Origin of the sequence: Amycolatopsis sp. NBC_01307 (genome assembly GCF_035975215.1) — a bacterium.
In the GTDB taxonomy this organism is placed as follows: domain Bacteria; phylum Actinomycetota; class Actinomycetes; order Mycobacteriales; family Pseudonocardiaceae; genus Amycolatopsis.
Map to the genome: position 1 here is coordinate 4,369,955 of NZ_CP108403.1, position 26,545 is coordinate 4,396,499.

Annotated in this window: 17 protein-coding genes; 4 read left to right on the top strand and 13 right to left on the bottom strand. The window is 73.8% G+C overall.

Translation table 11 applies throughout. The features are described from left to right. Positions 1–9 precede the first annotated feature (9 nt). Positions 10–6,792, bottom strand: a complete 6,783-nt coding sequence (locus OG439_RS18545; protein ID WP_326950606.1) for a type I polyketide synthase — start codon at positions 6,790–6,792, stop codon at positions 10–12. A 238-nt stretch (positions 6,793–7,030) separates the two neighbouring features. Between OG439_RS18545 and OG439_RS18550 the strand changes: the two genes are divergently transcribed. Next, positions 7,031–8,299, top strand: a complete 1,269-nt coding sequence (locus tag OG439_RS18550; RefSeq protein ID WP_326950607.1) for a cytochrome P450 family protein — start codon at positions 7,031–7,033, stop codon at positions 8,297–8,299. Here OG439_RS18550 and OG439_RS18555 read toward each other — a convergent pair. From OG439_RS18555 to OG439_RS18570, 4 genes are all read right to left on the bottom strand, one after another. Further along, entirely contained in the window at positions 8,296–8,565 is a 270-nt protein-coding gene (locus OG439_RS18555) for a DUF1883 domain-containing protein (protein WP_326950608.1), read from the bottom strand. The two genes, OG439_RS18550 and OG439_RS18555, sit on opposite strands and share 4 nt — an antisense overlap. A gap of 257 nt (positions 8,566–8,822) precedes the next feature. Next, positions 8,823–9,272 (bottom strand): nitroreductase family deazaflavin-dependent oxidoreductase, encoded by a 450-nt coding sequence (locus tag OG439_RS18560; RefSeq protein ID WP_326950609.1) that lies wholly within the window; start codon positions 9,270–9,272, stop codon positions 8,823–8,825. A gap of 32 nt (positions 9,273–9,304) precedes the next feature. After that, positions 9,305–9,742, bottom strand: a complete 438-nt coding sequence (locus OG439_RS18565; protein ID WP_247052875.1) for a VOC family protein — start codon at positions 9,740–9,742, stop codon at positions 9,305–9,307. A gap of 100 nt (positions 9,743–9,842) precedes the next feature. Beyond that, positions 9,843–11,021 carry an acyl-CoA dehydrogenase family protein gene (locus OG439_RS18570; RefSeq protein WP_326950610.1) on the bottom strand — a complete coding sequence of 393 codons (1,179 nt, stop codon included), beginning with the start codon at positions 11,019–11,021 and terminating at the stop codon, positions 9,843–9,845. 115 nt (positions 11,022–11,136) lie between these two features. On the opposite strand from OG439_RS18570, the gene OG439_RS18575 reads away from it, so the two are divergent. Then, positions 11,137–11,775 (top strand): TetR/AcrR family transcriptional regulator, encoded by a 639-nt coding sequence (locus tag OG439_RS18575; RefSeq protein WP_326950611.1) that lies wholly within the window; start codon positions 11,137–11,139, stop codon positions 11,773–11,775. Here the strand turns inward: OG439_RS18575 and OG439_RS18580 are convergent. Then, the gene (locus tag OG439_RS18580) at positions 11,753–12,226 is read right to left on the bottom strand and encodes a MarR family winged helix-turn-helix transcriptional regulator (protein WP_326950612.1); all 474 of its coding nucleotides are present in this window, start codon (positions 12,224–12,226) and stop codon (positions 11,753–11,755) included. The two genes, OG439_RS18575 and OG439_RS18580, sit on opposite strands and share 23 nt — an antisense overlap. Before the next feature lie 57 nt (positions 12,227–12,283). Between OG439_RS18580 and OG439_RS18585 the strand changes: the two genes are divergently transcribed. Next, a complete protein-coding gene (locus OG439_RS18585; protein ID WP_326950613.1) occupies positions 12,284–13,222 on the top strand; it encodes an amidohydrolase family protein in 939 nt (312 codons plus the stop codon). A gap of 434 nt (positions 13,223–13,656) precedes the next feature. Here the strand turns inward: OG439_RS18585 and OG439_RS18590 are convergent, their stop codons facing one another. Genes OG439_RS18590 through OG439_RS18620 form a run of 7 tightly spaced genes read right to left on the bottom strand, consistent with a single transcriptional unit; the run spans position 13,657 to position 22,901 of the window. Continuing rightward, positions 13,657–14,877, bottom strand: coding sequence for an MFS transporter (locus OG439_RS18590; RefSeq protein WP_326950614.1), 1,221 nt, complete (start codon positions 14,875–14,877; stop codon positions 13,657–13,659). 12 nt (positions 14,878–14,889) lie between these two features. Further along, on the bottom strand, positions 14,890–15,930 hold the full coding sequence (locus OG439_RS18595; RefSeq protein WP_326950615.1) for a 3-oxoacyl-ACP synthase III family protein: 1,041 nt from the start codon (positions 15,928–15,930) through the stop codon (positions 14,890–14,892). Positions 15,931–15,945: 15 nt separating this feature from the next. Continuing rightward, positions 15,946–17,244, bottom strand: coding sequence for an ATP-grasp domain-containing protein (locus OG439_RS18600; protein WP_326950616.1), 1,299 nt, complete (start codon positions 17,242–17,244; stop codon positions 15,946–15,948). After that, positions 17,237–19,207, bottom strand: a complete 1,971-nt coding sequence (locus OG439_RS18605; protein WP_326950617.1) for an acetyl/propionyl/methylcrotonyl-CoA carboxylase subunit alpha — start codon at positions 19,205–19,207, stop codon at positions 17,237–17,239. The genes OG439_RS18600 and OG439_RS18605 overlap by 8 nt, the downstream gene beginning before the upstream one ends. Positions 19,208–19,213: 6 nt before the next feature. After that, entirely contained in the window at positions 19,214–20,818 is a 1,605-nt protein-coding gene (locus OG439_RS18610; RefSeq protein ID WP_326950618.1) for a carboxyl transferase domain-containing protein, read from the bottom strand. Further along, on the bottom strand, positions 20,815–22,020 hold the full coding sequence (locus OG439_RS18615; RefSeq protein ID WP_326950619.1) for an 8-amino-7-oxononanoate synthase family protein: 1,206 nt from the start codon (positions 22,018–22,020) through the stop codon (positions 20,815–20,817). The genes OG439_RS18610 and OG439_RS18615 overlap by 4 nt, the downstream gene beginning before the upstream one ends. 20 nt (positions 22,021–22,040) lie before the next feature. Beyond that, positions 22,041–22,901 carry a 3-hydroxybutyryl-CoA dehydrogenase gene (locus OG439_RS18620; protein WP_326950620.1) on the bottom strand — a complete coding sequence of 287 codons (861 nt, stop codon included), beginning with the start codon at positions 22,899–22,901 and terminating at the stop codon, positions 22,041–22,043. A gap of 681 nt (positions 22,902–23,582) precedes the next feature. On the opposite strand from OG439_RS18620, the gene OG439_RS18625 reads away from it, so the two are divergent. Continuing rightward, positions 23,583–26,441 (top strand): helix-turn-helix transcriptional regulator, encoded by a 2,859-nt coding sequence (locus OG439_RS18625; RefSeq protein ID WP_326950622.1) that lies wholly within the window; start codon positions 23,583–23,585, stop codon positions 26,439–26,441. Positions 26,442–26,545: the final 104 nt, after the last annotated feature.

Genomic DNA, 26,545 nt, shown 5'->3' on the forward strand with positions numbered 1-26,545 from the left:
GCGTTGTCGTCAGCCATCGATGAGATCCTCCTGTGCCAGCAAGACTTCCCGTTCGGCCCGGCTGAGCACGTCCGCTTCGGACTCGGCGGACTCGGTGGGCTCGGCGGCCGCCGGTGCCGGATCGTCGGCGAGGCCCGCTTCCAGGTAGCCGGCCAGCGCGAGCGGCGTGGGGTGGTCGAAAAACGCGTTCGCGGGGACCCGCAGCCCGGTCCGCGCGCCGAGCTGGTTGCGCAGCTCGACGACGCCCAGGGAGCTGAGACCCTGCTCGTGGAAGGGCCGCCCGGGCTGGATCTGCGCGGCGGAGTCGTGCCCGAGGATCAGCGCGGTGTGCCGGCAGACCAGGTCGCGCAGCTCCCGGCGCCGTTGGGCCGCCGAGAGCCCGGCCAGCCGCAGCGTGGGGACCTCTTCCGGCGGTTCGGCGGCACTCCGATGAGCTTCCGGCAGCTCCGCCAGCAGCGGGCTGGGCCGGGTGGTGGCGAAGACCGTGCCGAAGCGCTCCCAGTCGACGTCGGCGAGCACCAGGCCGGACTCATCGCGGGCGTAGGCCGTGGCCAGCGCGGCGAGGGCCACGCCGGGGTCGAGCACGGTCATGCCGCCGCGGCGCAACCGGCTGCCGACGGCCGCCGCGTCCGCCATGCCGCCCGCGCCCCACGGGCCCCAGGCCAGCGCGGTGGCCGCGAGGCCGTCGGCACGGCGCTGCTCGGCCAGCGCGTCGAGGTAGGTGTTGGCCGCCGCGTAGTTGGCCTGGCCGGCGTTGCCGACGGCGCCGGTCGCGGAGGAGAACAGCAGGAAGGCGTCGAGGCCGTCGGTGAGTTCGTGCAGGTGACGCGCGCCGTCGGCCTTGGCGCGCAGGACGCGGGCCAGGCGGTCCGGGTCCAGGGCATCGATGACGCCGTCGTCGAGCACGCCGGCCGCGTGGGCGACCGCCGTCAGCGGCCGGTCGGCCGGGATCGCGGCGAGGAGGTCCGCGACGGCCTGGCGGTCGGCGACGTCGCAGGCGACCGCGTCGACCTCGGCGCCGAGCGCGGTCAGCTCCGCGACGAACTCGGGGTCGTCGGCGTGCCTCCCGGTCAGCAGCAACCGCTGCACGCCTTCGGCGGCCAGCCGGCGGGCCAGGTGCCGGCCCAGTGCGCCGAACGCGCCGGTGATCAGGGTGGTGCCGTGCCGCGGCCAGGCGCGTCCTGGCGAGGCGCCGACGACGGGGGCGCGCAGCAGCCGCCGCGCGAACACGCCGGAGGCGCGCACGGCGACCTGGTCCTCGGTGCCGGACAGCACTCCGGCCAGCCGCTCGGCGGCGGCGTGGTCCACTGTAGACGGCAGGTCCACGAGACCGCCCCAGCGCCGCGGGTGTTCCAGGGCCGCGACGCGGCCGAGGCCCCACACCATGGCCTGCACGGGCGCGCCGAGCCGGTCGCCGGCGCCGGTGGACACCGCCTCCTGCGTCACGCACCACAACGGGACGTCGAGGTCGGCGTCTCCGGCGGCTTGGACGAGCGCGGTGGTCAGCGCGAGCCCGGCGGGTACCCCGGCCGGGTGCGGCCGTTCGTCGAGCGCCAGCAGGGAAACCAGGCCGTCTCCGGGCTCGACGGCCCGGAGGAGCCCGGCGATCTCCGCGCGGCCGGCGTCGGCGTCGACGGCCAGCGCCGTACCGCCGAGCGCCGCGAGGATCGGCTCGGGTACGGGCCGGTCCGCGGGGTGCACGACGACCCAGTTGCGCTTCGCGGCGTCGTGGCCGGTGACCGGCTGCCAGCCGATCCGGTACCGCAGCCGGTCCGCTTCGGTGTCCTGGTCGTGCCCGCGCCGCCAGCGCGCCAGCGCGGGCAGCAGGCCGGCGACGTCCAGGTCGGTGCCCAGCAGGTCGCCGAACCGGCGCGGGTCTTCGCTCGCGACGGCGGCCCAGAACTCCGTGTCGGCGCGGTTCTGCTCCGGCGCCCATTCGGGCAGGAGCCAGAAGCGCTTGCGCTGGAAGGCGTACGTGGGCAACGGCACCGGCCGCGCCCCGCTCCCGGCGTACCACTTTGCCCAGTCCGGGCCGTGGCCGCGCACTTGCAGTGCCGCGATCGCGGCGAGGACGTCGTCGTCGGCCAGCGCGGGGACCACGGCCGTGTCGACGGTGTCGACCACGGCCGTGTCGACGGTGTCGTCCAGGCACTCCGCGGCCATCTCCGTCAGCGTCGCTGACGGCCCGATCTCCAGGAACGTCGTGACGCCTTGGTCGGCGAGCGTGCGGACGCCGTCGGCGAAGCGGACCGTGCCGCGCACGTGGTCGACCCAGTAGTCCGGTGAGCAGAGCTGCTCGTCGGTGGCCACGCGGCCGGTCAGGTCCGACACGACCGGGATCCGGGGCGGCCGGTAGTCCAGGCTCTTCGCGACGGCCCGGAAGTCGTCGAGCATCGGCTCCATCAGCGCGGAGTGGAACGCGTGGCTGACGCGCAGCCGCTTGGTGCGGCGGCCCCGCGCGCGGAACCGCTCGGCCACCGCGGTGACGGCGTCGGTGCTGCCGGACAGCACCACCGAGCGGGGGCCGTTGACCGCGGCCAGCGACACTCCCGCGGGCAGCTCGCCGACCTCGTCCGCCGTGGCGGCCACCGCGTACATGGCACCCTGCGCGGGCAACGCCTGCATCAGCGAGCCCCGCGCCGCGACCAGCCGGCCCGCGTCGGGCAGGGACAGCACGCCGGCGACGTGCGCGGCCGCCAGCTCGCCGACCGAGTGCCCGAGCAGCAGATCCGGCCGGCTGCCCCAGTGCTCCAGCAGCCGGAACAACGCGACCTCGACCGCGAACAGCGCGGGCTGCGCGAACTCCGTCCGGTCCAGGGTGTCCTGGTCCGCGCCGAACACGACGTCCCGGAGCGGGAGGTCCAGCTCGGCGCACACCTCGTCGAAGGCGTTGGCGAAGGCCGGGTACCGCTCGTGCAGGTGACGGCCCATCCCGGCGCGCTGGCTGCCCTGCCCGGCGAACAGGAAGGCCAGGCCGCCCTCGCCGACGACGCCGGTGGTGAGCCCGGGATCGGTCGTCCCGGCCGCCAGCGCCGTCAGTGCCTCCCGGCCGCCGGTCAGCACCGCCCGGTGGCTCAGCGCGGCGCGGGTCGTCGCGAGCGAGAACCCGAGGTCGTGGTCGTCCAGCTCGGGGTGGGCGGCGCAGTGCGCGGCCAGCCGGGCGGCCTGCGCGCGCAGCGCGTCCGGCGACCCGGCCGATATCGTCCACAGTGGAGGAATGTCGCTCTTGGTCGAGCGCGAAACCTCTTGCTGCGAAGGGGGTTGTTGCAGGATCACGTGGGCGTTGGTGCCGCCGATGCCGAACGACGAGACGCCCGCGCGCCGGATCGCTCCCTCGGGCCACGGAGTCGCCTCGGTGACCAGATGCAGGCCCCCCGTCCAGTCGACGTGCTCGCTGGGCCGGTCGACGTTGAGCGTCGCCGGGACCGTGCCGTGGCGCATCGACTGCACCATCTTGATCACGCCGGCCGCCCCGGCCGCGGCCTGGGTGTGGCCCAGGTTGGACTTGAGCGAGCCGACCAGCAGCGGCCGGTCCGGGGCGCGGTGCACGCCGTAGGCCGCCAGCAGCGCCCCGGCCTCGATCGGATCGCCGAGCTTCGTGCCCGTGCCGTGCGCCTCGACGACGTCCACATCGGACGGTCGCAGCCCGGCGTCGGCGAGCGCGGTGGCCAGCAGCCGCTCCTGGGCGGTGCCGCTCGGCGCGGTGAGGCCGTTGCTCGCGCCGTCGGAGTTGACGGCGGAGCCGGCGATCAGCGCGAGGACCGGATGACCGTGGCGGCGGGCGTCGGAATACCGCTCCAGCACGAACAAGCCGCCGCCTTCGGCCCACGCGGTGCCGTCGGCGCCGTCGGCGAACGGCTTCACCCGCGCGTCCGGCGCCAGCCCGCCCTGCCGGCTGAACTCGACGAAGACGGTGGGCGAGGACAGCACGGCCACCCCGCCGGCCAGCGCGAGCGAGCACTCGCCGCGGCGCAGCGCGGTGGCGGCCAAGTGCACGCCGACGAGCGACGACGAACACGCCGTGTCGACGGAGAGATTGGGGCCCTGCAGGCCGAAGGTGAACGAGATCCGGCCGGAGGCGACGCTGCACACGGTCCCGATCGCCAGGTTCTCGCGCGTGCCGATACCGCCGTGCCCGGGGCCGGTGCCGTAGTCGTCGTGGGCGACCCCCGCGTAGACGCCGGTGTCGCTGCCGCGCAGTGTCGCCGGGTCGATGCCCGCCCGCTCGAACGCCTCCCAGGCCAGCTCGAGCAGCAGCCGTTGCTGCGGGTCCATTTCGAGGGCTTCGTGGCCGCCGATGCCGAAGAACGCGTTGTCGAACCCGGCGGCCTCGTGCAGGAAGCCGCCTTCGCGCACGTAGCTGGTGCCCGGCCGCCGCCGCTCCGGGTCGTACAGCGCGGCGACGTCCCACCCGCGGTCCTCCGGCATCGGCCCGAGGACCGTCCGGCCGTCGGCGACCACCTGCCACAGGTCGTCCGGATTCTGGATTCCGCCGGGGAACCGGCAGCTCATCCCGACGATGGCGATCGGCTCGTCGGACGCGGTGCGCCGGGGCGCGACGACCGCTCGCCGGGGCGTGCCGCCGTCCAGGTGCGCGTCCAGGTGCGCGGCCAGCCGCTCCGGGGTCGGGTGGTCGAACAGCGCGGTCGTGGCGATCGGCAGCCCGGTGCGCCGGCGCAGCCTGCGGACCAGCTCCACGGCCGCGACGGAGTCCATGCCCAGCTCCAGGAACGTCCGATCCGCCCGGAAGTCCGCGCCGATCAGCGATTCTGCCTCGGCCCGGATGAGCCGGGGCAGGTCCGCGGTCCGGGTCGCCGCGGGTTCGGCGACGTCGGTGGGCAGGTGCACGCGCCGCCCGCCGAGCACCTCGCCCCACGCGATCGGCACGCCGTGGCTGTGCAGCTCCGCCGCGGTGCCCAGCACCGCGTGCAGCTCGGACCGGCCGTCGCGCAGGGCCGACGTCACGAGCACGTCGCCGCTCGCGGCCGCGGGCAGCGTCTCCTCGACCAGCGCGGCGAGCACGCCGTTGGCGCTCATGTCCAGGTAGGTGTCCACGCCCGCCGCGGCCAGCGTCCGCACGCAGCCGAGGAAGTGCCCGGTGCCGCGCACCTGGGTGCCCCAGTATTCGGGGCGGCACACGACGTCGGGCTCGGTGCCGAGCCCGGGGTGTACCGGGACGATCGGGATGCGCGGCGGCCGCGTGGGCAGGCCGCGGAGGAACCGCTCGAAGTCGCCGGCCATCGGCGCCATGTGCGGGGAGTGGAAGGCCCGGTCGACGGCCAGCTGCTTGACCTTGCGGCCGCGGCGTTCCCAGTCGCCGGCGATCCGCAGCACGACGTCCCGGTCGCCGGAGATGACCACCGACCGCGGCGCGTTGACCGCCGAGATCGCGGCCTGGTCCGCCAGCCCGGCCAGGGATTCGCGGGCCTCGTCCTCGGTGACGCGCAGCGCGACCATCGCGCCGCCGACCGTGGTCTTCGCCCGGAAGAGCCGGATCCGCTCGGCGAGCACCGCGCAGACGTCCGGCAGCGTGAACACCCCGGCGGCCGTCGCCGCGGCCAGCTCCCCCACCGAGTGACCCACCACGAAGTCAGGGCGCACGCCCCAGTGTTCGAACTGCCGGAACAACGCCACCTGCAGCGCGAACAGGGCGTCCTGGCTGTACAGAGCCTCGTCTTCGGGCGCGACCGCGGTGCCGGCGTCGCCCAGCAGCAGGTCGCGCACCGACCAGGCCGACACGGCGTCCAGGTGCTCGCACACCTCGTCGAGGGCCGCGGCGAACACCGGGAGCCGCGGGTAGAGGTCGCGGCCCATGCCCGGGCGCTGCCCGCCTTCGCCGGGGAACAGCAACGCCACCTTGCGCCCGGTCCCGGCCCGCGTCACCGCGCTCCAGCCGGCGGCCAGATCCGCCAGTCCCGTCGTCAGCTCCGCCCGGTCCGCGCCGAGCACGACCGCGCGGTGCGTCAGGTGCGGCCGTGCGAGGGCCAGCGTGTGCGCGACGTCGAGCGGGTCCGGCGCCTGCGGGCGGTCGAGGTGGGCGCGCAGGGTTTCGGCTTGGCCGCGCAGGCTTTCCGGGCTCTCGGCCGACAGCAGCAGCGGCACGACGGGGAACGGGTCGCGCACCGGCACGGGACGCACCGGCGGTTCGGCCAGCACCAAGACGGCGTGGTTCCCGGCGTGGTCGAGGGAACTCAGTACGGCGGTGGCCTCTCCCCCACTGAACCGGCCCGTCAGTTCCAGCAGGGCCGTCACCGCGTCGTCGGCGTCGACCGGCTCCTCGAGATCGGCCAGCGACGTCTGGCCGGAGCGGAATTCACCGTGCCACGCGAACCGGATGTCGTCGACGTCCACGCCGGCGCGTTCGCACGCGCGCTGCACGACCAGCGTCCGGCCTAGCGCACTTCCGGCGAGAACACAATGGATCGGATCACTATCCACGACAGCCCGCGCCGTCGATTTCAGGACGATATACGCACTGCCCGCCGAAGAAATGGAACCGGCGATCGCCAATGCGGATTCACCCGAATGAATGCTCTGCGCGGCCAAGTGGACCACCGCGGCGAAGGGGACGTCCGCCGTCACGACGGGACCCGTGACGGCCAGTCCGGCCGCGACTGAATCCGCCTGCGCCGTCGCGAAAACCCCGGCAGACAAGCCTTCCCAGGCTCCGGGCACGATCGCGGCGTTCGCCAGCGCGCGCCGGGCGTCGTCCACCGGCGGTGCCGGCCGACTACCGCGCGAAATGCCGATCACGGCGATCGAGGACGGAGCAGCGCTGTCGCCGAACTGCATGGAACCACCTGTCCAGTGCTCGTCGATCGCCGGGTGAATTTCACCCTAACCACGCCGGGCAAGCGTTTTCAAGATCGTCTCCGGTCACCGGGACGAGACTAAGGGATTCATTAGTGTCCCCACCTCGTATTTGACTTCACGCGCACGCACGATAGGAAGGAAGGTATCCAGCAGGACTCGGTGCGCGCGATTTCCGGGGAAACGCGGTTTCGCCATCGTCCGAAGGAGAGCTTTTCGCATGCCGACACCTTCACCGCCGCTCCGCACGGTGCCCGGCACCGCGGACGACGTCGTCCTGCTCGACGAGCGGTTCGCCGCCGATCCGCACGCCGTCTACGCGCTCCTGCGCGAGCAGCGCCCGGTGACCCGGGCCCAGGCGCCGGGGGCACCGCCGTTCTGGCTGGTCACCCGATACGAGGACGTGCGCGCCGCGCTCGCGGACCCGCGGCTGGTCAAGGACGCCGCCACCCTGTTCGGGCCGGCCGCCGCGGCCGGTCTCGGCGGCCTCGACGTCCACGACCACATGCTCAACTCCGACCCGCCCAAGCACACGAGGCTGCGGAAGCTGGTCACCAAGGCGTTCACCGCCAAGGCCATCGCGAGACTGCGCCCGCGGATCGAGACGCTGGCCGTCGAACTGGTCGACGCCGTCGCGGCCCGGCTGGCCGCGGGCGAGCCGTCCGTCGACCTGATCGACGCGCTGGCCTTTCCGCTGCCGATGACCGTGATCTGCGAGATCCTGGGGGTGCCGGACGACCGGCGCGGCGACTTCCGGACCTGGTCGCACGCGATCCTGTCGCCCGCCACGCCCCAGCAGTTCGTGACGGCGTCGGCCGAGATGCGCGAGTACCTCGTCCGGCTCGTGGCGGACAAGCGCGCCCACCCCGACGACGCCATGCTGTCGGCGATCATCGCCCCGGACGACCACGGCGACGAGCTGTCGGACGCGGAGGCCACCGGGATGGCCTCACTGCTGCTCGTGGCCGGCCACGAAACGACGGTGAACCTGATCGGCAACGGCGCACTGGCGTCCCTGCGCGACCGGGGCCAGTGGGCGCGGCTGCGCGCCGACCCGGCGTCACTGCCCGGCGCGGTGGAGGAGTTCCTGAGGCTGGACAGCCCGGTCAACACGGCGACCGTCCGCTTCGCCGCCGAGCCGGTGACCATAGGCGGAACGACGATCCCCACCGGCCAGACGGTGCTGCTGGCGATCGGCTCCGCCAACCGCGACCCGGCGGCGTTCGACCACCCGGACGACCTGGACCTGCACCGCCCCCGGGGCGGCAGCCTGGCCTTCGGCCACGGCATCCACTACTGCCTAGGCGCGGCACTGGCCCGGCTGGAGGGCGAAATCGCGTTCCGCGTCCTGCTGGACCGCCTGCCGGACCTGGAGCTGGCGGCAGACCCCGCCGAGGTCGGCTGGCAGCCGAGCCTCCTGATCCGGGGCCTCACCCACCTCCCGGTCCGCCTGCATCAAGTGCCCTCTCCCGCACCGAAGCGTGGCTAGAGCGCCTGCACGTATGCATCGATGTCGCCGAGTTCCTCTTCGTTGCCGTTGTCGACGACGACGCACCAATAGCCCTCGTGCGGCGCTTGGAGAACTACAGGGGTCACGTCGTAGTAGCGGCCGAACGCGTAGCACTCGAGGCCGTCGCAGTAGGCGGTGAAGTTGGGGCCGTCCATGAGCAGCACGTTCATCGGCCCGCTGCGAAGTTCGATCTCGAACCGTGTACCGGCCTCGCATTCGAATTCCCAGTGGCAGCAGGCCATCATCGCCTCCTCAAGATCCAGCCGGCGGAACCTCGCTGCGAGCTCTACGTTACCGCGCTCACCCTGGCCCGCAGGTCACTCCCGCGATGGTCGCCGGCGCAGTGGGGCCGCCGACGACGGGTGCCGAATGTGCGTTTGCAGTCGCGGCTGACCTGGGATGGGCCCGTGTAGCCGGCCGCGCTCCGGCGGTCGCCGATCCGACGATCCGCTGGTCCGCCCGCCCGACCTCGAAACCACCCTTCGAGGCGATTCCCGGTGCGTTACCCGGCGACCGGGGTGAGCAGCACGATCGGGATCACGCGCTCGGTCTTCTGCGCGTACTCGTCGTACAGCGGGAAGGTGCGCGTCATCAGCGGCCAGAGGGACTCGCGCTCTGCCGGGGACGCGACGCGGGCGTGGGCGGTGAACCGGCGGGGGCCGACCTGAACGCCGACGCTCGGGTTCGCCTGGAGGTTCTTGAGCCACGCCGGATCCTCGTCGGCGCCGCCCTTCGAGGCGACGACGACGAAGTCGTCGCCCGCGGTGCCGTAGATCAGGCAGGTGCGGCGGGCCTCGCCCGTCCGGCGGCCGGTCGTGGCGAGCAGGAGCGTGAACACGCCGTCCGACTCGTGCCCCTCCGCTCCGTCCGAGGCGAGGTACGCCCGGGTCTGCTCGGCGACCCAGTCCCACGCCGAGTCGGTGGCGCGGTCGAGATCAGCGGCGACGGCCATGGCAAACGTCCTTTCCGGTCAGGGGATCTACGTCAGGCGAGTTCTTCGACCAGCCCGATGATGATGCCCTCGGGCCCGCGAACGTAGCAGTACCGGCAGTAGTCCTCGTACCGCACCACTTCGCCGATCAGCTCGGCGCCGTGGCCGCGCAGGCGGTCGACGACGTCGTCGACGGCGTCCACGACGAACGTGAGCCGCGGGATGCCCGGGACGTCCACCGACGGCCGCGGCGCGGTGGCCGTGGTCACCGGCGAGCGGAAAGTCGACAACTCGACCCGGCCGTGGCCGTCCGGCGTCCGCACGACGGCGATGTCCGTGCGGACACCGTCGAGCCCGATGAGCCGGTCCGCCCAGTCGCCCTCGACGGACGCCTCGCCCTCCAGCTCCAGGCCCAGTTCGACGAAGAACGCGATGGCGGCCGCGAGGTCCCCGACCACGACGCCGACGTGGTCCATCCGGTGGATCGTCATGCTGTCCTCCCGTGTCGCGCGGCCCTCGTGGCCGCTCTCGCCCCGGGGACGGAGCCGGCACGACGTTCTCGACACCCGCCCCGTGTGACCGCGGTCACCGTCACAAACGGATGATGCTCGACAACGCGGGGAGGTGCCCGCTGAGTTCGTAACCGCCGATGTAGACGTTCTTCGCGTCCGTGGGGTCGTGCGAGGCGAAGGTGCGGGCGTTGCGCCAGAAGCGGTCGTACCGGAAGGCGTTGGACGTGCTGCGCGCGCCGGTGACCTCGTGGATCCCGGCGGCGGCTTCGAGGGCCGCGTCGACGGCGGCGACCTTGGCCCGGAAGCAGTCGACGGTGCCGTCGTCTTCGCCGTCCTGACCGGTTTCCAGCTGGTCGGCCGCGGTGTGGAGCAGGGCGCGGGACGCGGCGAGCCTGCTGGAGAGTGCGCCGAGACGGCGCAGGATCAGCGGGTCCTCGGCCGGGGTGGCGAACTGCGGCAGCGAGCCGCGTTTCATGGTGCGCGTGTGCTGGACGAGGGCGTCCAGGGCGCCTTCGCCGATGCCCTGCAACAGGCCGGCGTGCAGCAGCATCGCCGCGCCCAGGAAGACCGGGGAGAACGGCCCGGCGAGGGGCTGGTGCCGACCGTCGGGGACGAAGACGTCCTGGTAGGTGACCGTCTGGCTGCGGGTGCCGCGCTGGCCCATGGTGTCCCAGTCGTCGTGCAGCCGCACCTGCGGGTGGGTCAGGTCCACCAGGACCTGGTACGGCGTGGGCGGTTCGCCCGCCAGCAGGCAGCGGACGGCAGCCACGCCGAGGCCGCCGCTGTTGGTGTTGAAGGACTTCGTGCCGTTCAGCACCACCCCGCCGGTCACCGGCCGCGCGGTCGTCTTGCCCGAGACGCCCGTTTCGGCGGCGGAGGAGACGAGCCGCAGGCCGTCGTCGAGCAGGCGGCGCGCCAGCTCGGCGCGGGTCGGTTCCGGCAGGCCGCTGTCCGGGCCGAACAGCTCGCGGGCCGCCAGCGCGGTGGTGAGCCAGTTCTGCCCGGTGGGGCCGTCGCCCGCGCTGATCTCCCGCACCGCCCGGATGACCGCGCCCCACCCGCCGCGTTCCGTGCCGTCCCACAGCCCGCCGTACGCGGCGGGCACGGCCAGCCGGGCCACCCCGAGCCCCGCCAGCAAAGCCAGGTTCGCGGTGGGGTCCGCGTTGTCGCGATCGGCGGCGAAACCACCCTCGGCCAGTTCCCCATGGCGGTCCCGGACCGCGGCGATCAGGGCGCGGGCCTCCCCCTGCGTCGACATGACAGCTCCCTTACCCGGAGTGATATGAGAATGCGAACTCGCATTCGCTACTGTAGCGTCGGCCGCGCGCCGCTTGTCAAGATCGCCGACCGGAGCCGCCGTTACCATGCCCGATATGACCGAGCAGCCGAGCCGCGAACCGCACTACCGGGAACCCCGGCAGGCGCGCAGTGCCGCGACCCTGGCCCGGGTCCTGCAGGCGGCCGGGGAGCTCGCGGCCTCGCTCGGCCTCGAGGAGCTGACGATCAACGGCGTCGCCGAACGCGCCGGCGTCTCGGTCGGCTCGATCTACCGCCGCTTCGAGGGCAAGCAGCAGCTGATCACCGCGTTGACGGAACGGATGCTGGACGAGCGCGAGGCGTTCGTGGCCGAGCGGCTGCGCGCGGCCGGGCCGTCCCTGGCCGGCGTCGTGACCGCCTACGCGCACGCGTTGCTGCAGTCGTTCACCGACAGCAGCAACCTCTTCCCCGAACTGCTGCGCGCGCGGGAAACCGACGCGCTGGCGCTGGGCGCCCGCACCATCACCGAAATCCACCGCCTCCTGCTCGACGCGGCCCTCCCCCACGCCGGGCAGATCCGGCGCACCGACCCGGGGACGGCGCTGGACACCGTCGCCCGCGCCATCCTCGGCGCCTGCTTCCACAACTCCGTGCGGCCGGACAGTTTCACCGACGAGGCGGCCCAGCGCCGGTACGCGGACGAGCTCGCCGACATGGCGATGGCCTACCTGCTCAGTCCCGGCCACCCAGGTTGACGTCGATTACCGGCGCGAGCTTCCGGAGCAGGGCGACGAGCTGTTCGCGCTCCGCGGGCGTGAAGACGGCGAACGCCTCCGCCTGACGTTCCCGGCGGCGGGCGACCAGCCGCGTCAACCGTTCGCCACCCTCCGCCGTCAACGCCACCAGCACCTTGCGCTCGTCCGCGGCCGAGCGCCGGCGCACCACCACCCCGGCGGCTTCGAGCTGCTGGAGCATCCGGGTGGCCGTCGGGATGGAGACGTCCGCGGCCGCCGCGAGCCGGCCGACCGGCAGCTCCGGCTCGGCGGCCAGGGGTTCGAGCATCGTGAGCTGCGGCAGCGACAGCCCGCCGTCCCGGTCCGCCCCCGCCGACCGGGCCTTCCGCATCGCGAAGAACACCGTGTCGGCCGCGTGCACGAGCTCGTCGACCTCCGCGGCGGTGGGCGGGTGGTTGCCGGTCGTCGTCATGCGAGCTAGCCTAGCAAAGCAATAGTTAGCAACCTAGCTATTAGGAGGCTAGACATCATGACCGGCCGGATCGACGTACACCAGCACCTGCTCCCGCCCCGCTACCTGAAGGCCCTTGACGACAACGGCGAGACCGCGGGCGGGTGGCCGATGCCCTCGTGGAGCCCCGGCGCCGCGACCGCGATGATGGACGGCGCGGGCATCGCCACCGGACTGCTGTCGATCAGCGCACCGGGCGTCCACTTCGGTGACGACGCCGCGGCCCGCGACCTGGCCCGCGAGGTCAACGACTTCCAGGCGGAACTGGTCAAGGACGCCCCCGACCGCTTCGGGCACTTCGCCGTGCTGCCGCTGCCGGACTTCGACGGCGCCGTCGCCGAAGCCGTGCGCGCGCTGGACGAACTGCACGCCGACGGCGTCGTCCTGCTGTCCAACGCCCGCGGCCGCTACCTGGGCGACCCGGCGTACGGTCCACTGTGGACGGAGCTGGCCGCGCGCCGCGCCGTGGTGTTCGTGCACCCGGCCGAGCCGCCGATCGCGCGGCTCGACGGCCTGCCGAGCCCGCTGCTGGACTTCCCGTTCGACACCACGCGCGCCGCGCTCGACCTGGTGGCCCACGGCGTGTTCGACCGGCACCCGGACCTGCGCGTCATCCTTTCGCACGCGGGCGGCTTCCTGCCGTTCGCCGCACACCGCTTCACCGGCGCGGCGATGTTCAACCCGGGCACCACCCCGGACGGCATCCTGGCCGGACTGCGGAAGTTCTACTTCGACACGGCGCTGTCGGCCACCCCGACGGCCTTGCCGTCCCTGTACGCCTTCGCCGAGCCGGGCCACGTCCTCTACGGCAGCGACTTCCCCTTCGCCCCCAAGGAATGGCGCGAAGGGTTCGACCGGAACCTGACCACGTACGAGGGCCCGGGCGCCGAGCATTTCCCGGACGTCGACCGCGCGGCCGCGGAGGTTCTATTCCCCCGGCTCGCCACCGGTTCCTGACCGCTCGAGCCGTCTGGGGGCTCGGCGGGCTATCGCGCTGGGCCTGGTCGCGCTCGGCGAGCAGTGCACTTCCTGCCCCCAAGCCGCTTGCGGCTCGGCCACCACCGCGCGGCGGATCGCGGCTCCCATCAAGCAGCGCTGTTTTCGAGGCTCGGCAACGACTCCTGACGCACCAAGCCGCCTGGGGCGCGGCGGGCTATCGCGCTGGGCCCGGTCGCGCTCGGCCCAGAGGCTCGGTCGCCGAAGACTCATCGATGCCGGGCGGTCGCGGCCGACGACCAGGCGCTCGGCGAGCGGCGCTCATCCCGCGCTCGCCGCGCACCTGACCGCTTAAGCCACCCGGGGCTCGGCCACCATCGCGTGGCGAATCGCGGCCGGGGCCGAGCAGCCCTCGTCCCTTTGCTCGCCAACAGCTCCTGACGCACCGAGCCGCGTCAAGCCACCTGTGGCTCGGCCACCGAGCGGCGGGCTCGGTCGCGCTCCGCCCAGCGGACCACCGGCGGGACCGCGAGGCCTGTCACCACGAAGATGCCTCCCACCACCCACCAGCCCGGGGTGCCCCACGTGATGCACAGTGCGATCAGCACCGCCGGGCCGAGGGTCACGCCCAGGCCCAAGCCCATGCCGAACAGGCCCTGGTACTGGCCGACCGCGTGGGGTGGCGCCAGCGTGAACGACAGCTCGAACCCGCCCGCCGCCTGCCAGATCTCGCCGATCGTGTGCACCACCACCGCCGCCAGCAGGAAGACCAGGGCCAGCCAGGTGGGCGCGCCCGCCATGGCGGCGATCGCGACGCAGGCGGCGAAGAACGCGAAGCCGGCTCGGCGGAACGCCACCGCGCCCGCGTGGGTCGTGTCGATCCGGCGGCTGGCGCGGACCTGGAAGAACACGACGATCGCGGTGTTCACGATCATCACGCCGGAGATCGTCCAGTTCGGCGCCGTGGTCCGGCTGACCAGCCAGAGCGGGACCGCCGCCGTCAGCACTCGGTACTGAATCGCCATCACGCCGTCCAGCACCGTGAGCACGAGGTACGGCCGGTCGCGCAGGGCCACCCAGCGCGGGCCGGTGCCCGCCGGTTTCGGTGGCACGGACGGGAGGAACAGCACGACGACCACGCTCGCCGTGTAGGACACCGCGCTGGCCGCGATGAGCAGCAGGTAGGCGTTGCGGGTGTCCGCGGCGACGCCCCAGCCGGCCAGCAGCGCGCCGAACGCGATGCCCAGGTTGGTCACCGACCGCAGGTAACCGCGGAACTCGGCGGGCCGCTCGCCGCCGTACTCCTGGACGAGCGGGCTGCGGGCGGCCGGGCCGGCCGTCTGGGCCGCGGCGCCGAGGCTCGCGAACACGACGAACGACCAGAAGCCGCCGGCGAAGCACAACCCCGCCATCGAGATCGCGCCGAGCACCAGCGTCAACGCGTAGACCGTGCGGGCGCCGTGGCGGTCGGCGAGGTGCCCGAACGGGATCCCGGCCGAGAGCGACACGGCGCCGGCGATCGTCAGCCCGGCCCCGACCTGACCGGCGGGCAGGTGGACGGCCCGGGTGAAGTACAGGACACCGGCGGTCAGGTAGACGCCGTAGCCGGTCATCGTGATCAGCGTCGCCACCGCGAGCAGCCGGGGCGGTCCGCTGCGGGGAAGGAGCGCGGGCATGACAGACCTTTCTCAGCCGTGGGACAGGGCGCTGGTGTGGTTCCGGACGGCGGTGTCGCTCCGCGGCGGCGTGGCCGTCCAGCGGCAAAGGCCGATGCCGAGGTTCATGCCGCCGCCGAACCCGGCCAGGAGCACGAGATCGCCGACGTCGAGCGCGCCGGCGCGGTGGGCGGCGTCGAGCGTGATGGGCACCGACGCCGCGCCGGTGTTGGCGAACCGGTCGACGGTCAGGTGCAGGGTCGCGTTCGGCAGGTCGAGCGCCTCCCCCAGTTCGCGCAGCAGCACCCCGTTGGCCTGGTGCGGCACGAGGTGGTCGACGGCGGTGGCGGGCAGCCCGCTCTCCCGCAGGGTCCCGGCGATGGCCGCCGGGACGTGCCCGCTGACGAACTCGCGCACGCCACGCCCGTCCATCCGGAAGTAGTGCTCGCCGTCCAGCACCGAGCGGACCGACGCGGGCACCCGGCTGCCACCCGCGCGCACGCCGATGAGCCGGTGGTCGGCACCGTGTCCGCGCAGCCGCGTGCCGATGACGCCCCCTCCCGCCGGTACCGCTCCGAGCACGACCGCCCCCGCACCGTCACCGAACAGGATCGCGGTCTTGCGGTCACGCACGTCCAGGATGCGGGAGTAGACGTCGGCGCCGATCACCAGCGCGTGCCCGCCGTCGCGCACGAGCCCCCGGGCCATCGCCAGTGCGTAGACGAACCCGCTGCAGACGGCGTTGACGTCGACGGCGCTCGCCGAGCGGGCGCCGATCAGGTGCTGGACGAGGCTGGCCGTCGCCGGCTGCGGGTGGTCCGGGGTGGAGGTGGCGACGACGACGTGGTCGACGTCGTCCGGGCTCAGCCCGGCCGCGAGCAGGGCCCGGTCGGCCGCGATCGCCGCGAGGTTCGACGTGGCCTGGCCTGGGGCGGCGTGCCGGCGTTCGCGGATGCCGGTCTTGCGTTCGATCCACGCGGCGTCGACGCCGGCCGCCGGGGCGATCTCGGCGTTGGTGACGACGCGGTCGGGCAGGTAGGAGCCGGTGGCGATGATGCCGATGTCGCTGGTCATGTCGTCCTTCGGTCGTCAGCGCAGGGCCCAGAGACCGGGCAGCCGGCCGGGCTCGGGTTCGGGGTCGATCTCGGGCTCGATCTCGGGTTCGAAGAGGAACTTCACGGAACCGGTGAGGTCGGCGGCCAGCGCGCTCGCCGCCTCCGGCGTGTCGGCGCCGACGACCACGAACCCGACGCGGTCGCCGGAGCGCTGCAGGGGCTTGACCTCGTCGCCGGGCCCGACGCCCAGCTCGGCGTGCAGCACGGCGGGGTGCGTGCGCACCTGCTCCCAGCCCTCGACGGCGGCGAGGCGTCCCGGCGGCGGCGTGAAGTACCGGACGGCCGCGCCGCGGCTCGGCTCCAGCGGGACGCCGGTGCCCGGCCGGCCGAGCATGTCGTCGAAGACCAGCCCGTAGAGCTCCAGGCCGGGGATGGCGTGGGCGAGCATGCGGTGGATCCAGTCGCCGCCGAAGCGGCCGTGCACCTCGCCGAGCACGACGCCGGCGGGGGTGAGCCAGAGTTCGACGTGGAAACCGCCGGTCCGCAGGCCGAGCGTGGTGAGCGCGGCCGCCACGGTGGCTTCGATCTCGCGGCGCCGCGCGTCAGGCAGCGGGGCCGGCAGCACGTGCCCGGTCTCGACGAAGAACGGCGGCGGGACCTTCTCCTTGGCGGTGACGGCGAGGATCTTCGGGACCCCGCCGAGGAAGACGCCTTCCACGCTGAACTCCGGCCCGTCGACGAACTGCTCGACGAGGAACGGCTTCGCGTCCGGCAGCAGGGCGAGCGCCGCGGGCAGCTCGGCGGCGTCGGTGACCAGGCTGACGCCCACGCTGCCCATGGCGTCGCGCGGCTTCACGATCCACGGCCCGTCGTGCTCCTTCAGGAACACCGCCGCCTCGGCTTCGCCGGTACAGAGCCCGACGACCGGCTGGGGGAACCCGGCCGCGGCGAGCGCCTCGCGGCAGGCGTCCTTGGTCCGGACGCGGTGCACCGCGGCCGGCGGGTTGCCGGGCGCGCCGACGGCTTCGGCCGTCTCGGCCACGGCGACCTGCGCCAGCTCCTGCAGCGCGTAGACGGCGTCGAATCGCTCGCCGGCCGCGACCCGGGCCGCGGCCCACGCGGCGGAGGCGCCGGGCGCCAGGACGTCCACAGTGGACTGGACGGTGGCCGCCGCGACGACCGGCGCGGTGGCGGCGAGGATCTCGGCGGTGTTGGTGACGTGCACGCGCAGGCCGCGCACGGCGGCCTGGGCGAGCGCCTCGGTCGCCATGTCGAGGCTGAAGCTCAGCGGGCGCGCGCCGCCGACGAACAGCAGGTTCGGTGCGTCAGGCATGGGTGTCTCCTTCGGGTGTGAGCGTGACCAGGACCTGGTCGGCGGTGACGGTTTCGTTCTGCGCGCAGGAAAGCCGCTCGATCGTCCCGGCGAACGGCGCGACGATGCGGTTCTCCATCTTCATCGCCTCGACGACCACCAGCAGCTCCCCCGCTTCAACTCGGGCACCGGGTGCGCAGGCCACCCCGACGACGACCCCCGGCATCGGCGTGCGCACGGCGCCGTCGGAGGTGTCACCGCCGCCTTCGTCGAAACTCCGGCGGCCCAGCGCGACGCGGTGGCCGCCGATGACGATCTCGTAGCCGGCCGCGGTGGCCAACCCGGTCCACTGGGTGGTCCCGACGGTGCCGCGGACCAGCCTGCCCGGCGCGGGTTCGGCGAGCACGGTGAAGCGGCCGCCGTCGGTGTCGACGCGCAGCCCGGCGCGGTCGCGCGACAGCAGCCGGGCCTCGTGGTCCCGGCCCTCGTGACGGAGCCCGATCCGCCCGAGCGGCGCGTCGGGGTCGAGGGCGGCGCGGTCGAACGCCCCGACGGTGCCCGACCACGGCGAGGCCCCGGCGGTCCGGTCCGGCACCGCCATGGCCGCCGCGCAGGCGAGGGCCCGCGCCGCCCGGTCCGGCGGCGCGGACCGGGCGGTGAAGGCGTCGACCAGGTGGGTGTCGACGCGGCCGTCGAGCACCCGGGGTTCGGCCAGCAGCTCGCCGAGGAAACCGAGGTTGGTGGTCAGCCCGACGAGCGTGGTCTCCCCGATCGCGGTGCGGAGGCGGGCGAGCGCCGTTTCCCGGTCCGGCCCGGCGGCCACCAGCTTCGCGACCATCGGGTCGTAGAAGCCCGGCACCGCGCCGGGACCGTCGAAGGCGGCTTCGACGCGGACCTCGGGCGGCCACTCGACGACCTCGGCGCGGCCGGGCGCGGGCCGGAACCCGTGGGCCGGGTCCTCGGCGTAGATCCGGCACTCGATCGCGTGGCCGGTGGCCCGGATCCGGTGCTGCGGCAGCGGGAGCGGCTCGCCGTCGGCGACGCGCAGCTGCCACTCGACCAGGTCGAGCCCGGTGATCTCCTCGGTGACCGGGTGCTCCACCTGCAGCCGGGTGTTGACCTCGAGGAAGAAGAACCGGCCGTCGCCGTCGAGGATGAACTCGAACGTGCCGGCGCCGACGTAACCCAGTGCGGTGGCGCCCCGCACGGCCGCGTCGAGCAGGGCCTTGCGGGTGACCGGCGGCAGGTGCGGGGCCGGCGCCTCCTCGACGATCTTCTGGTGCCGGCGCTGCAGCGAGCACTCGCGTTCGAGCAGGTGCACCACGTTCCCGTGCCGGTCGCCGAACACCTGGACCTCGATGTGCCGGGGCGCGGCGACGTACCGCTCGGCCAGCAGCCGGCCGTCGCCGAAGCCGGCCCGGCCGAGGCGGACGGCCTCGGCCACCGCGTCGGGCAGCTCGGCTTCGCCGTGGACCACGCGCATGCCCTTGCCGCCGCCCCCGGCGACGGGCTTGAGGATCACCGGGTACCCGATCCGCGCGGCGTCGGCGCGCAGCTGCGCCGCGGACTCCGTCGCGTGCTCCGAACCGGGCAGCACCGGCACGCCGGCGGCGGCCATCAGCTCCCGGGCCCGGGCCTTGTCCCCCATCGCCGCGATCGTGGCGGCGTCCGGTCCGATGTAGACCAGCCCGGCCTCGGTCACCCGCGCCGCGAACTCCGGGTTCTCCGACAGGAAGCCGTAACCGGGGTGGACGGCGTCGCAGTCGGTCCGCAGCGCCGCGCCGACGACCGCGTCGATGTCGAGGTAGCTCTCCCGGGCCGCCGACGGTCCGATGTGGACGGTCTCGAAGGCGCCGTCGAGGTGGGCGGCGCCCGCGTCGGCGTCGGAGTGCACGGCGACGTGGTCGACGCCGAGCCGGCGGCAGGTGCGCGCGATCCGGCGGGCGATCTCGCCGCGGTTGGCGATCAGCACACGTTTCGGCATCTTCCCTCACATCCTGAAGACCCCGAAGCGGGTCTCCCGCTTCGGCGCGTCGGCGGCCATGGCCAGGCACAGCGCCAGCCAGTCCCGGGTCTCGACCGGGTCGACGACGGCGTCGACCCACAGCCGGGCCGCGTAGTACAACGGCTGCGCCTGCCGCTCGTAGGAGGCGAGGATCGGCTCGCGGATGGCCGCTTCCTCCTCGGGCGTGAGCTCGCGGCCCTCCTTGGCGAGCTGGTCGCCGCGGATGAGGGTCATCACCTTCGCCGTCTGCTCCGCGCCGACGACCGTGGACCGCGCGCTCGGCCACATCGCCATCAGCTGCGAGCCCATCGACCGCCCGCACATCGCGAAGTTGCCGGCGCCGTAACTGCCGCCGATCACCAGGCTGAACTTCGGCACCTTGGCGCACGAGACGGCGTTGACCAGCTTCGCGCCGTGCTTGGTGATCCCGCCGGCCTCGTACTCGGCGCCGACCATGAACCCGTTGATGTTGTGCAGGAACAGCAGCGGGATGTCGCGCTGCGCGCACACCTCGATGAAGTTCGCGGCCTTCTGCGCGCTCTCGGAGAACAGGACGCCGTCGTTGATCAGCACCCCGACCGGGTAGCCGCCGACGTGCCCGGTCCCGCAGACGATCGTCGGGCCGAACCGGGCGCGGTACTCGGTCAGCTCGCTGTCGTCGAGCAGCCGCGCCAGGATCTCGCGCGCCGGGATGTGCTCCTTGAGCCCGGCGCTGACGACGCCCGACAGCTCGGCCGGGTCGTACTTCGGCGGCCGCGGTGCCTGAGGTGGTTCCGCCAGCCGCGGCCGGGTGCTGCGCGCGGCGAGGTCACGCAGGATCGCGAGGGCGTGGTCGTCGTTCTCGGCGAGGTGGTCGGCCACGCCGGTGACGCGGGTGTGCAGGTCGGCCCCGCCGAGCGTCTCGGCGTCGACGACCTCCCCGGTCGCCGCGCGCACCAGCTGCGGGCCGCCGAGGAACACGGTGCCGGTGCCGCGGACCATCACCGTCTCGTCGCACATCGCCGGGATGTAGGCGCCGCCGGCGGTGCACGACCCCATCACGGCCGCCAGCTGGGGCAGCCCCGCGGCCGACATCTCCGCGATGTTGCGGAAGATCCGGCCGAGGTGGTCCTCGTCGGGGAAGAGGTCCTCCTGCAGCGGCAGGAACACCCCGCCGGAGTCGACCAGGTAGAGGCAGCCCAGGCCGTTCTCGCGGGCGATCTTCTGCCCGCGCAGGTGCTTGCGGACGCCGAGCGGGAAGTACGTGCCGCCCTTGACCGTGGCGTCGTTGGCGAAGATCATGAACGGCCGGCCGGCCACGACCCCGATCCCGGTGACGAGCGCGGCCGAGGGGACCGGCTCGTCGTAGACGTCGTGCGCGGCGAGCTGGCCGACCTCCAGCAGCGGCGTGCCGGGGTCGAGCAGCCGGGAGATCCGTTGCCGCGCGGTCAGTTTGCCGCGGCCGGCGTGCTTGCGGTGGGCCTTCTCGCTGCCGCCGGCGAGCGCCGCGGCCTTGGCCAGGGCGATCACCCCACGGTTGACCTCGAAGTCCTCGGCGTTGCGGCGGAAGCCGGCCGAGGCGACGTCGACGTGCGAACGCAGGGCCGTCACGCCTCCCCCAACGTGCCCAGCAACGCGGCGAACCGCTCGATCTCCGCGGTGGTCATGCTGGCGCGCAGCATGATCCGCAGCCCTGCCTTGCCGCGGCCGATGATCGGGAAGAAGATCGGCGAGACGTAGAAGCCGTTGCGGAACAGGCCCTGCGCGAGCCGGACGGTCGCGTCCTCCGACCCCACCCGGACGAACCGGATCGGCAGGCCGTCGCCGCGTTCACCGGTCTCCACCAGGCGGTCGAACAGGGCGATGTTGTCCTGCAGCCGCTGCTGCAACGCGGTCAGTTCAGCAGTCCGGTGCAGTTCCGCGGACGCGAGCAGCCCGCCCAGGCCCGCGGTGTTGATCCGCTGCGACCACATCAGCGGGCCGCCGTTGCGCTGCGCGGTGTCCAGCCGCCACTGGGACCCGCGGCGGCCGAGGAAGATCGCGCCGCCGGACGCGCCGAAGCCCTTGTTCAGCGAGGTGATGATGATCGTGCGGTCGTTGATCTGGCCGAGCTCTTCGAGCACGACGCCGCGGCCGCGGTGGCCGACCGTGGAGATGCCGTGGGCCTCGTCGAAGACCAGGAACAGGCCGTACTTCTCCTGCAGGCGAAGGAGTTCCTTCACCGGTGCCTGGCCCCCGGTGCTGTAGACGCCGTCGGCGACGTAGGCGACCCGCTTGTGCTGCTTGCACAGCTGTTCCAGCGCTTCGACGTCGTTGTGCGGCACCACGGCGACTTCGGTTTCGTCGGCGACGCTCGGCTTCATGGCGTTGAGGCAGAAGTGCGCGTTCTTGTCGAACACCATCAGCGGCGGCTCGCCCTCGGTGAAGATGCCGGACGCGACGAGCGGCAGGGCCGCCCACGCGGCGGCGGCGCACGAATTGAGCGTGACGGCCTCGACGTCGAACAGCTCCGAGAGCGCCGCTTCGGCGTCCCTGAGCACCCCGAAGCGCACGCGCATCCGGGACGTCGAGGTGTTCAGCGCGCCTTCGGCGAGCACGGCGTCGGCCGCGGCCCGCACCAGCTTCGGGTGCGTGTCGAGGCCGAGGTAGGAGTAGGAGGACATGTTCACGAACTCGTGGCCGTCGGCGAGCGCGCGGTGGCGGCCGTCGCCGAGCCCGGCCACGACGACGTCGAACAGCCCGGCCTTGTTGGTGACGTCCCAGAAGTCGTCGCTGATCCGGGCCGACTTCTTGATGTTCAGGAACGAGTGCATCGGTTTCTCCTCAAGGGGTTTCAGTAGGTGTGGAAGCCGCGGCCGGTCTTGCGGCCGAGGTGCCCGGCTTCGACCAGCCGCGCCAGCGACGGCGGCGTGGCGTACAGCGGCTCCTTGAACTCCGCGTGCAGCGCGGCCGCGATGGCGGCGACGACGTCCAAGCCGATCAGGTCGGCCAGCCGCAGCGGGCCCATCGGGTGCGCGCAGCCCAGTTCCATCGCGAGGTCGACCCGCTCGGCCGGGCAGTAGCCGGCCTCGACCATCCGGATCGCCGCAAGCAGGTACGGGATCAGCAGCGCGTTGACCACGAAGCCGCTGCGGTCGGCGACGGTGACCGCCCGCCGGTCCAGCGTGTCCTCGGCGAAGGCCGTCACCAGGTCGGTCACCGCGTCGGCCGTCGGCAGCGCCGGGACGACCTCGACGAGCCGCAGCGCCGTGACCGGGTTGAAGAAGTGCAGGCCGATCACCCGCTCCGGGCGGCTGGTCACCGCGGCGAGCCGGGTGATCGCGATCGCCGACGTCGTCGTGGCCAGCACCGCGTCGTCGGCGGCGACCTTGTCGAGCGTGGCGAACAGGCCGAGCTTGAGCTGCTCGTCCTCCGGGATCGCCTCGATCACCAGCTGCCGGTCGGCGAGGTCGGCGAGGTCCGTGCCGACCGAGAGGCGGGCCAGCGCGGCGTCGCGCTCGGCCGGGGCCAGCTTCCCCTTCTCGACGCGGCGGGCGAGCGACGCCGCGATCCGCCGTGGCGCCGAGACCAGCGACGACTCCCGCGACACCGCCAGCCGGACGTCGACACCCTTCGTCACGCAGAGCTCGGCGATCCCCGCGCCCATCGTGCCCGAGCCGACCACGCCGACCCGGGTGATTCCGTTCGCAAGCACTTGTTTTCCCCGCATTCTGCCGGTCCGCGACTTCCGCGTCGCCGCGTCAAGGAGTTGTCCTGTTCGAGATGATTGCCCGGGAGCACGACGAAAGGCGCGCCGAATCCGGCGACCCTGCCGAATACGAGTTCGCGCCGATGTGCGGCGCGGATCGCTCCGCGTCGCATTCCCGCCGTGTCACCCCAGTGCCCCGGTCCACCGCACCCCAGCCGTGGCGATCGCCAGTCTGCCCATGCCGGGCGGCGCGGCGCCATGGGGGCCGCTCCCCCACCTTTCCCGCGGAGTGCCCCCGCCGTCTCGCGGAATCGCCGTCAGCAGCGCGAATCCGGCCCGACCGGCGCGTCGGCGCCGCCGGCCCGGACCACCGGTGCGGCGTGGCTCACGGCGCCGGAGCGGGACGCGGACGCGCCCGGCGCGTGTCAACCTCCGATCGGGCGAGCCCCGGATTCCGGGGTCCCGCGATCCGGCCGGGAAAACCTGGGGGACTCGCCCGCCCCGTTACCAGAAGACCTCCGCGCAACGCTCCCGCTTATTCCAGTATTCGGTCCCGCTTGGCGTGATCACGCCCGTCGTGTATCCAAGAAGTGCCTATCCGGAGTGACCGGAGAGCTGGGGGAACAATTCGATGAGCGAATACGATTATTCCGATGATCATGTCCCGTTACCCGGTACCCACCGGGCATGCTGATCCGGTCGCCGGACCTGATCGGCCGGGACGGCGAGCTGCGGGAGCTCGCCACGGCCTTCGACGACGCGCTGGCCGGGCACGGCCGCGCCGTCGTCCTCGTCGGGGAAAGCGGGATCGGCAAGTCCCGGCTCGCGCGGGAGGTGGCCGCCCGGGCGGCCGGGCGCGGCGCCCGGGTGCTGCGCGGCCAGGGCAGCTCGATCGGCCCGCTGGTGCCGTTCCGCCCGCTGGCCGAGGCCCTGCTCTCGCTGACCCGGGACACCGAACCCCTCGACGTCGCCGAGCTCGGCCCGTACCTGCCGGCGCTCGGCGTCCTCGTCCCGGACTGGCGCACCGGCCCGGACGACGACCCGGCGCCGCCGCTGCTGGTCGTCGCCGAGGCGGTGCTGCGGCTGCTCGCGGTGGTGGGCCGGGCCGGCGGCTGCGTGCTGGTGCTCGACGACCTCCACGACACCGACGCGGAGACCCTGTTCGTGCTGGAGTACCTGGTCAACAACCTGGAATCGGCCCGGGTCCTGCTGATCGGCACGATCCGCGACCACACCTCCACCGCCCGCGACATCGCCCGCTCGGCGGCCCGGCACGGCGTCTGCGCGGTCCGGACCCTGCACCGGCTGGGCCGCGACGACGTGCACGGCGTGATCGCGGCGTGCCTCGGCACGGACCGCGAGCGGGTGCCGGGCGCGACGGCCGGGCACCTGTGGCAGCTCAGCACCGGGATCCCGTTCCTCGTCGAAGAACTCCTGCACGAGCTGATCCACGACGGGCTGCTGCTCGAACGGGCCGACGGCTGGCACCTCGCGGACAAACCGGCCGGGACCGTGCCCGTCGCGCTGGTCACCAGCATCGAGGCCCGGATGACCCAGCTGGGATCCGACGGCGCCGAGCTGCTGGCCGCCGCGGCCGTGATGGGCGCCCGGTTCGCCGCGCCGGTGGTCCAGCGGGCCGCCGGGGCCGACGACCGGACGGTGGCCGGCTTCCTCGACGCCGTGATCGACGCGCGGCTCGTCGAGCCGGACCCGGCGGCGCTCGGCTGGTACGCCTTCCGCCACCCGCTCACCGTCGAAGCCGTGCTCACCCGGCTGGGTCCCACCCGGCGGGCCGAGCTCGCCCGCCTCGCCGCGGACGCCGCCGAACGGCTGCACCCCGGGCTCCCCGGCGACTGGTGCGCCCGGGTCGCAGAGCTGCGGCGGCTCGCGGGCGACCGGGCCGTCGCGGGACGGCTGTTCGCGGACGCCGGGCAGCGCGCGCTCGCCGTCGGGGCGGCCGGGGCCGCGGTCGGGCTGTTCGGCCGCGCCGACGCGCTGCTGACCGACAGCCCCGATCTCCCGCTGCGTGGCGGTGTCCTCGAATCGCTGGCCTACGTGCTCGGCGAGACCGGGCAGGTCGAGCGGGCCTTCGAGCTGTCGGGCCGGCTCGACGAGGTCGGCCTGTTCCACCGGGCCGCCGCGCTGCACGCGCGGCTGGCCTGGGCCGCCTGCCTGGCGGGCCGGTACGACGCCGGGCTCGCCCAGGTGGCCGCCGCCCGGGCGTGTCACGGGTCCGCCGGCCCGGACCGGCAGGGCGCGGCGATCGACGCCGTCCACGCGCTCCTGCTGCTAGATGCCCCGGGCGGAGCCGACCCCAGCGAGGCCGGGCGGCTGGCGACAGCCGCCTTGGCGCAGGCCGAACGGCACGACGACGCGGTCGTCGCCTGCCAGGCCCTGCTCGCGCTCGGCGTCCTCGCCTGGGAGCGGGACCCGGACGCGGCCCGGGACCACCTCGAGCGGGCCCGGCTGCTGACCGACACGCACCGGCTGCCGCTGTGGCGCACGCACGTCCTGCTCCGGCTGGGCGAGCACCTCGCGCAGGCGGACGGGGACGTCGGCGGCCTGGTGCTGGCCCGGGACCAGGCGGACCGCGGTGGCGCGGTGGCGGTGAGCCACGCGGCGGACGCCCGGATCGTCCGGTACGGCCAGGTGCTCGGGGGCGAGTACCGGCCCGGCGAGCCGGCCCGGCTGGCGGCGGCCGCCGAGCGTCACCACCTCGACGCCGTCGTCCGCCACGTCCGCGTCACCCGCGCCGTCTGCGCCGCCCACCAGGCGGACCGGGCGGGCATGACCGAGGCGCTGGCCGGGATCCGCGCCGCCGACGGTGACCCCGGCCTGGGGCTGGCCCAGGCGTTCTGCGCCCTGCTCGAGGAGGACCGCGACCGCGCCCGGCGCGACCTGAGGCTCGCCGGCGGCGCTCCCCTGTCCGGCCGGCACGGGCTCGGGCCGCTGCTGGACGTCCTGGCCGGCGACCTGGGTCCGGACGAGCTGGCGGCCGCGGCCGCGGCCCCGGCGGGCCGGTTGCGCTGGAACCGGCAGTTCACCGCGCTGGCGGAGGCGGTCCTGCACGGCCGCCACGGCGACAGCGCCCGCGCGGAAGCCGCGGCGAAGGAGGCCCGGGACGCGGCCCGGCCGTACCGGATGGCGATCCACCTCGGGGCCCGGCTCGTGGCCGAGGCCGCCTTCGCCGACGGCTGGGGTGACCCGGTGCCGTGGCTGCGCGCCGCGGAGGAGTACTTCCACGACGCCGCGGTCCCGGCGGTCGCCGGCGCGTGCCGGGTCCTGCTGCGCCGCGCGGGCGAGCCGGTCCGCCAGCGACGCCCCGGCCTGCACCGGCTCCCCCGGGAGCTGCTCGACGCCGGCGTCACCGTCCGCGAGTACGACGTGTTCCGGCTCCTGGCGCACCGGCTCGGCAACACCGAGATCGCCCGGCGGCTGCTGATCTCCCCGAAGACGGTGGAAAAGCACGTGTCCAGCCTGATGACGAAGACGAAGCTGCCCGACCGCGTCACCCTCTTCGCCTACGCCTCGGACATCGGCCCGTGAGTCCTCGTGGACCGCACGAGGAACGGGGCAAGATCGACGGGGCGAAGAGGCATTCAGCCGGGGTTCACGTGGTTCACCCGGATGGTTCTTGTTAACTTCACTTG

Excerpts from the sequence above, each read along its gene's own strand:
- OG439_RS18545 (WP_326950606.1), bottom strand. The coding sequence starts at position 6,792 with ATGCAGTTCGGCGACAGCGCTGCTCCGTCCTCGATCGCCGTGATCGGC.
- OG439_RS18625 (WP_326950622.1), top strand. The coding sequence starts at position 23,583 with ATGCTGATCCGGTCGCCGGACCTGATCGGCCGGGACGGCGAGCTGCGG.
- OG439_RS18565 (WP_247052875.1), bottom strand. The coding sequence starts at position 9,742 with ATGACGATCCACCGGATGGACCACGTCGGCGTCGTGGTCGGGGACCTC.
- OG439_RS18585 (WP_326950613.1), top strand. The coding sequence starts at position 12,284 with ATGACCGGCCGGATCGACGTACACCAGCACCTGCTCCCGCCCCGCTAC.
- OG439_RS18575 (WP_326950611.1), top strand. The coding sequence starts at position 11,137 with ATGACCGAGCAGCCGAGCCGCGAACCGCACTACCGGGAACCCCGGCAG.
- OG439_RS18580 (WP_326950612.1), bottom strand. The coding sequence starts at position 12,226 with ATGACGACGACCGGCAACCACCCGCCCACCGCCGCGGAGGTCGACGAG.
- OG439_RS18550 (WP_326950607.1), top strand. The coding sequence starts at position 7,031 with ATGCCGACACCTTCACCGCCGCTCCGCACGGTGCCCGGCACCGCGGAC.
- OG439_RS18570 (WP_326950610.1), bottom strand. The coding sequence starts at position 11,021 with ATGTCGACGCAGGGGGAGGCCCGCGCCCTGATCGCCGCGGTCCGGGAC.
- OG439_RS18595 (WP_326950615.1), bottom strand. The coding sequence starts at position 15,930 with ATGACCAGCGACATCGGCATCATCGCCACCGGCTCCTACCTGCCCGAC.
- OG439_RS18615 (WP_326950619.1), bottom strand. The coding sequence starts at position 22,020 with ATGCACTCGTTCCTGAACATCAAGAAGTCGGCCCGGATCAGCGACGAC.
- OG439_RS18560 (WP_326950609.1), bottom strand. The coding sequence starts at position 9,272 with ATGGCCGTCGCCGCTGATCTCGACCGCGCCACCGACTCGGCGTGGGAC.
- OG439_RS18590 (WP_326950614.1), bottom strand. The coding sequence starts at position 14,877 with ATGCCCGCGCTCCTTCCCCGCAGCGGACCGCCCCGGCTGCTCGCGGTG.
- OG439_RS18605 (WP_326950617.1), bottom strand. The coding sequence starts at position 19,207 with ATGCCGAAACGTGTGCTGATCGCCAACCGCGGCGAGATCGCCCGCCGG.
- OG439_RS18600 (WP_326950616.1), bottom strand. The coding sequence starts at position 17,244 with ATGCCTGACGCACCGAACCTGCTGTTCGTCGGCGGCGCGCGCCCGCTG.
- OG439_RS18555 (WP_326950608.1), bottom strand. The coding sequence starts at position 8,565 with ATGATGGCCTGCTGCCACTGGGAATTCGAATGCGAGGCCGGTACACGG.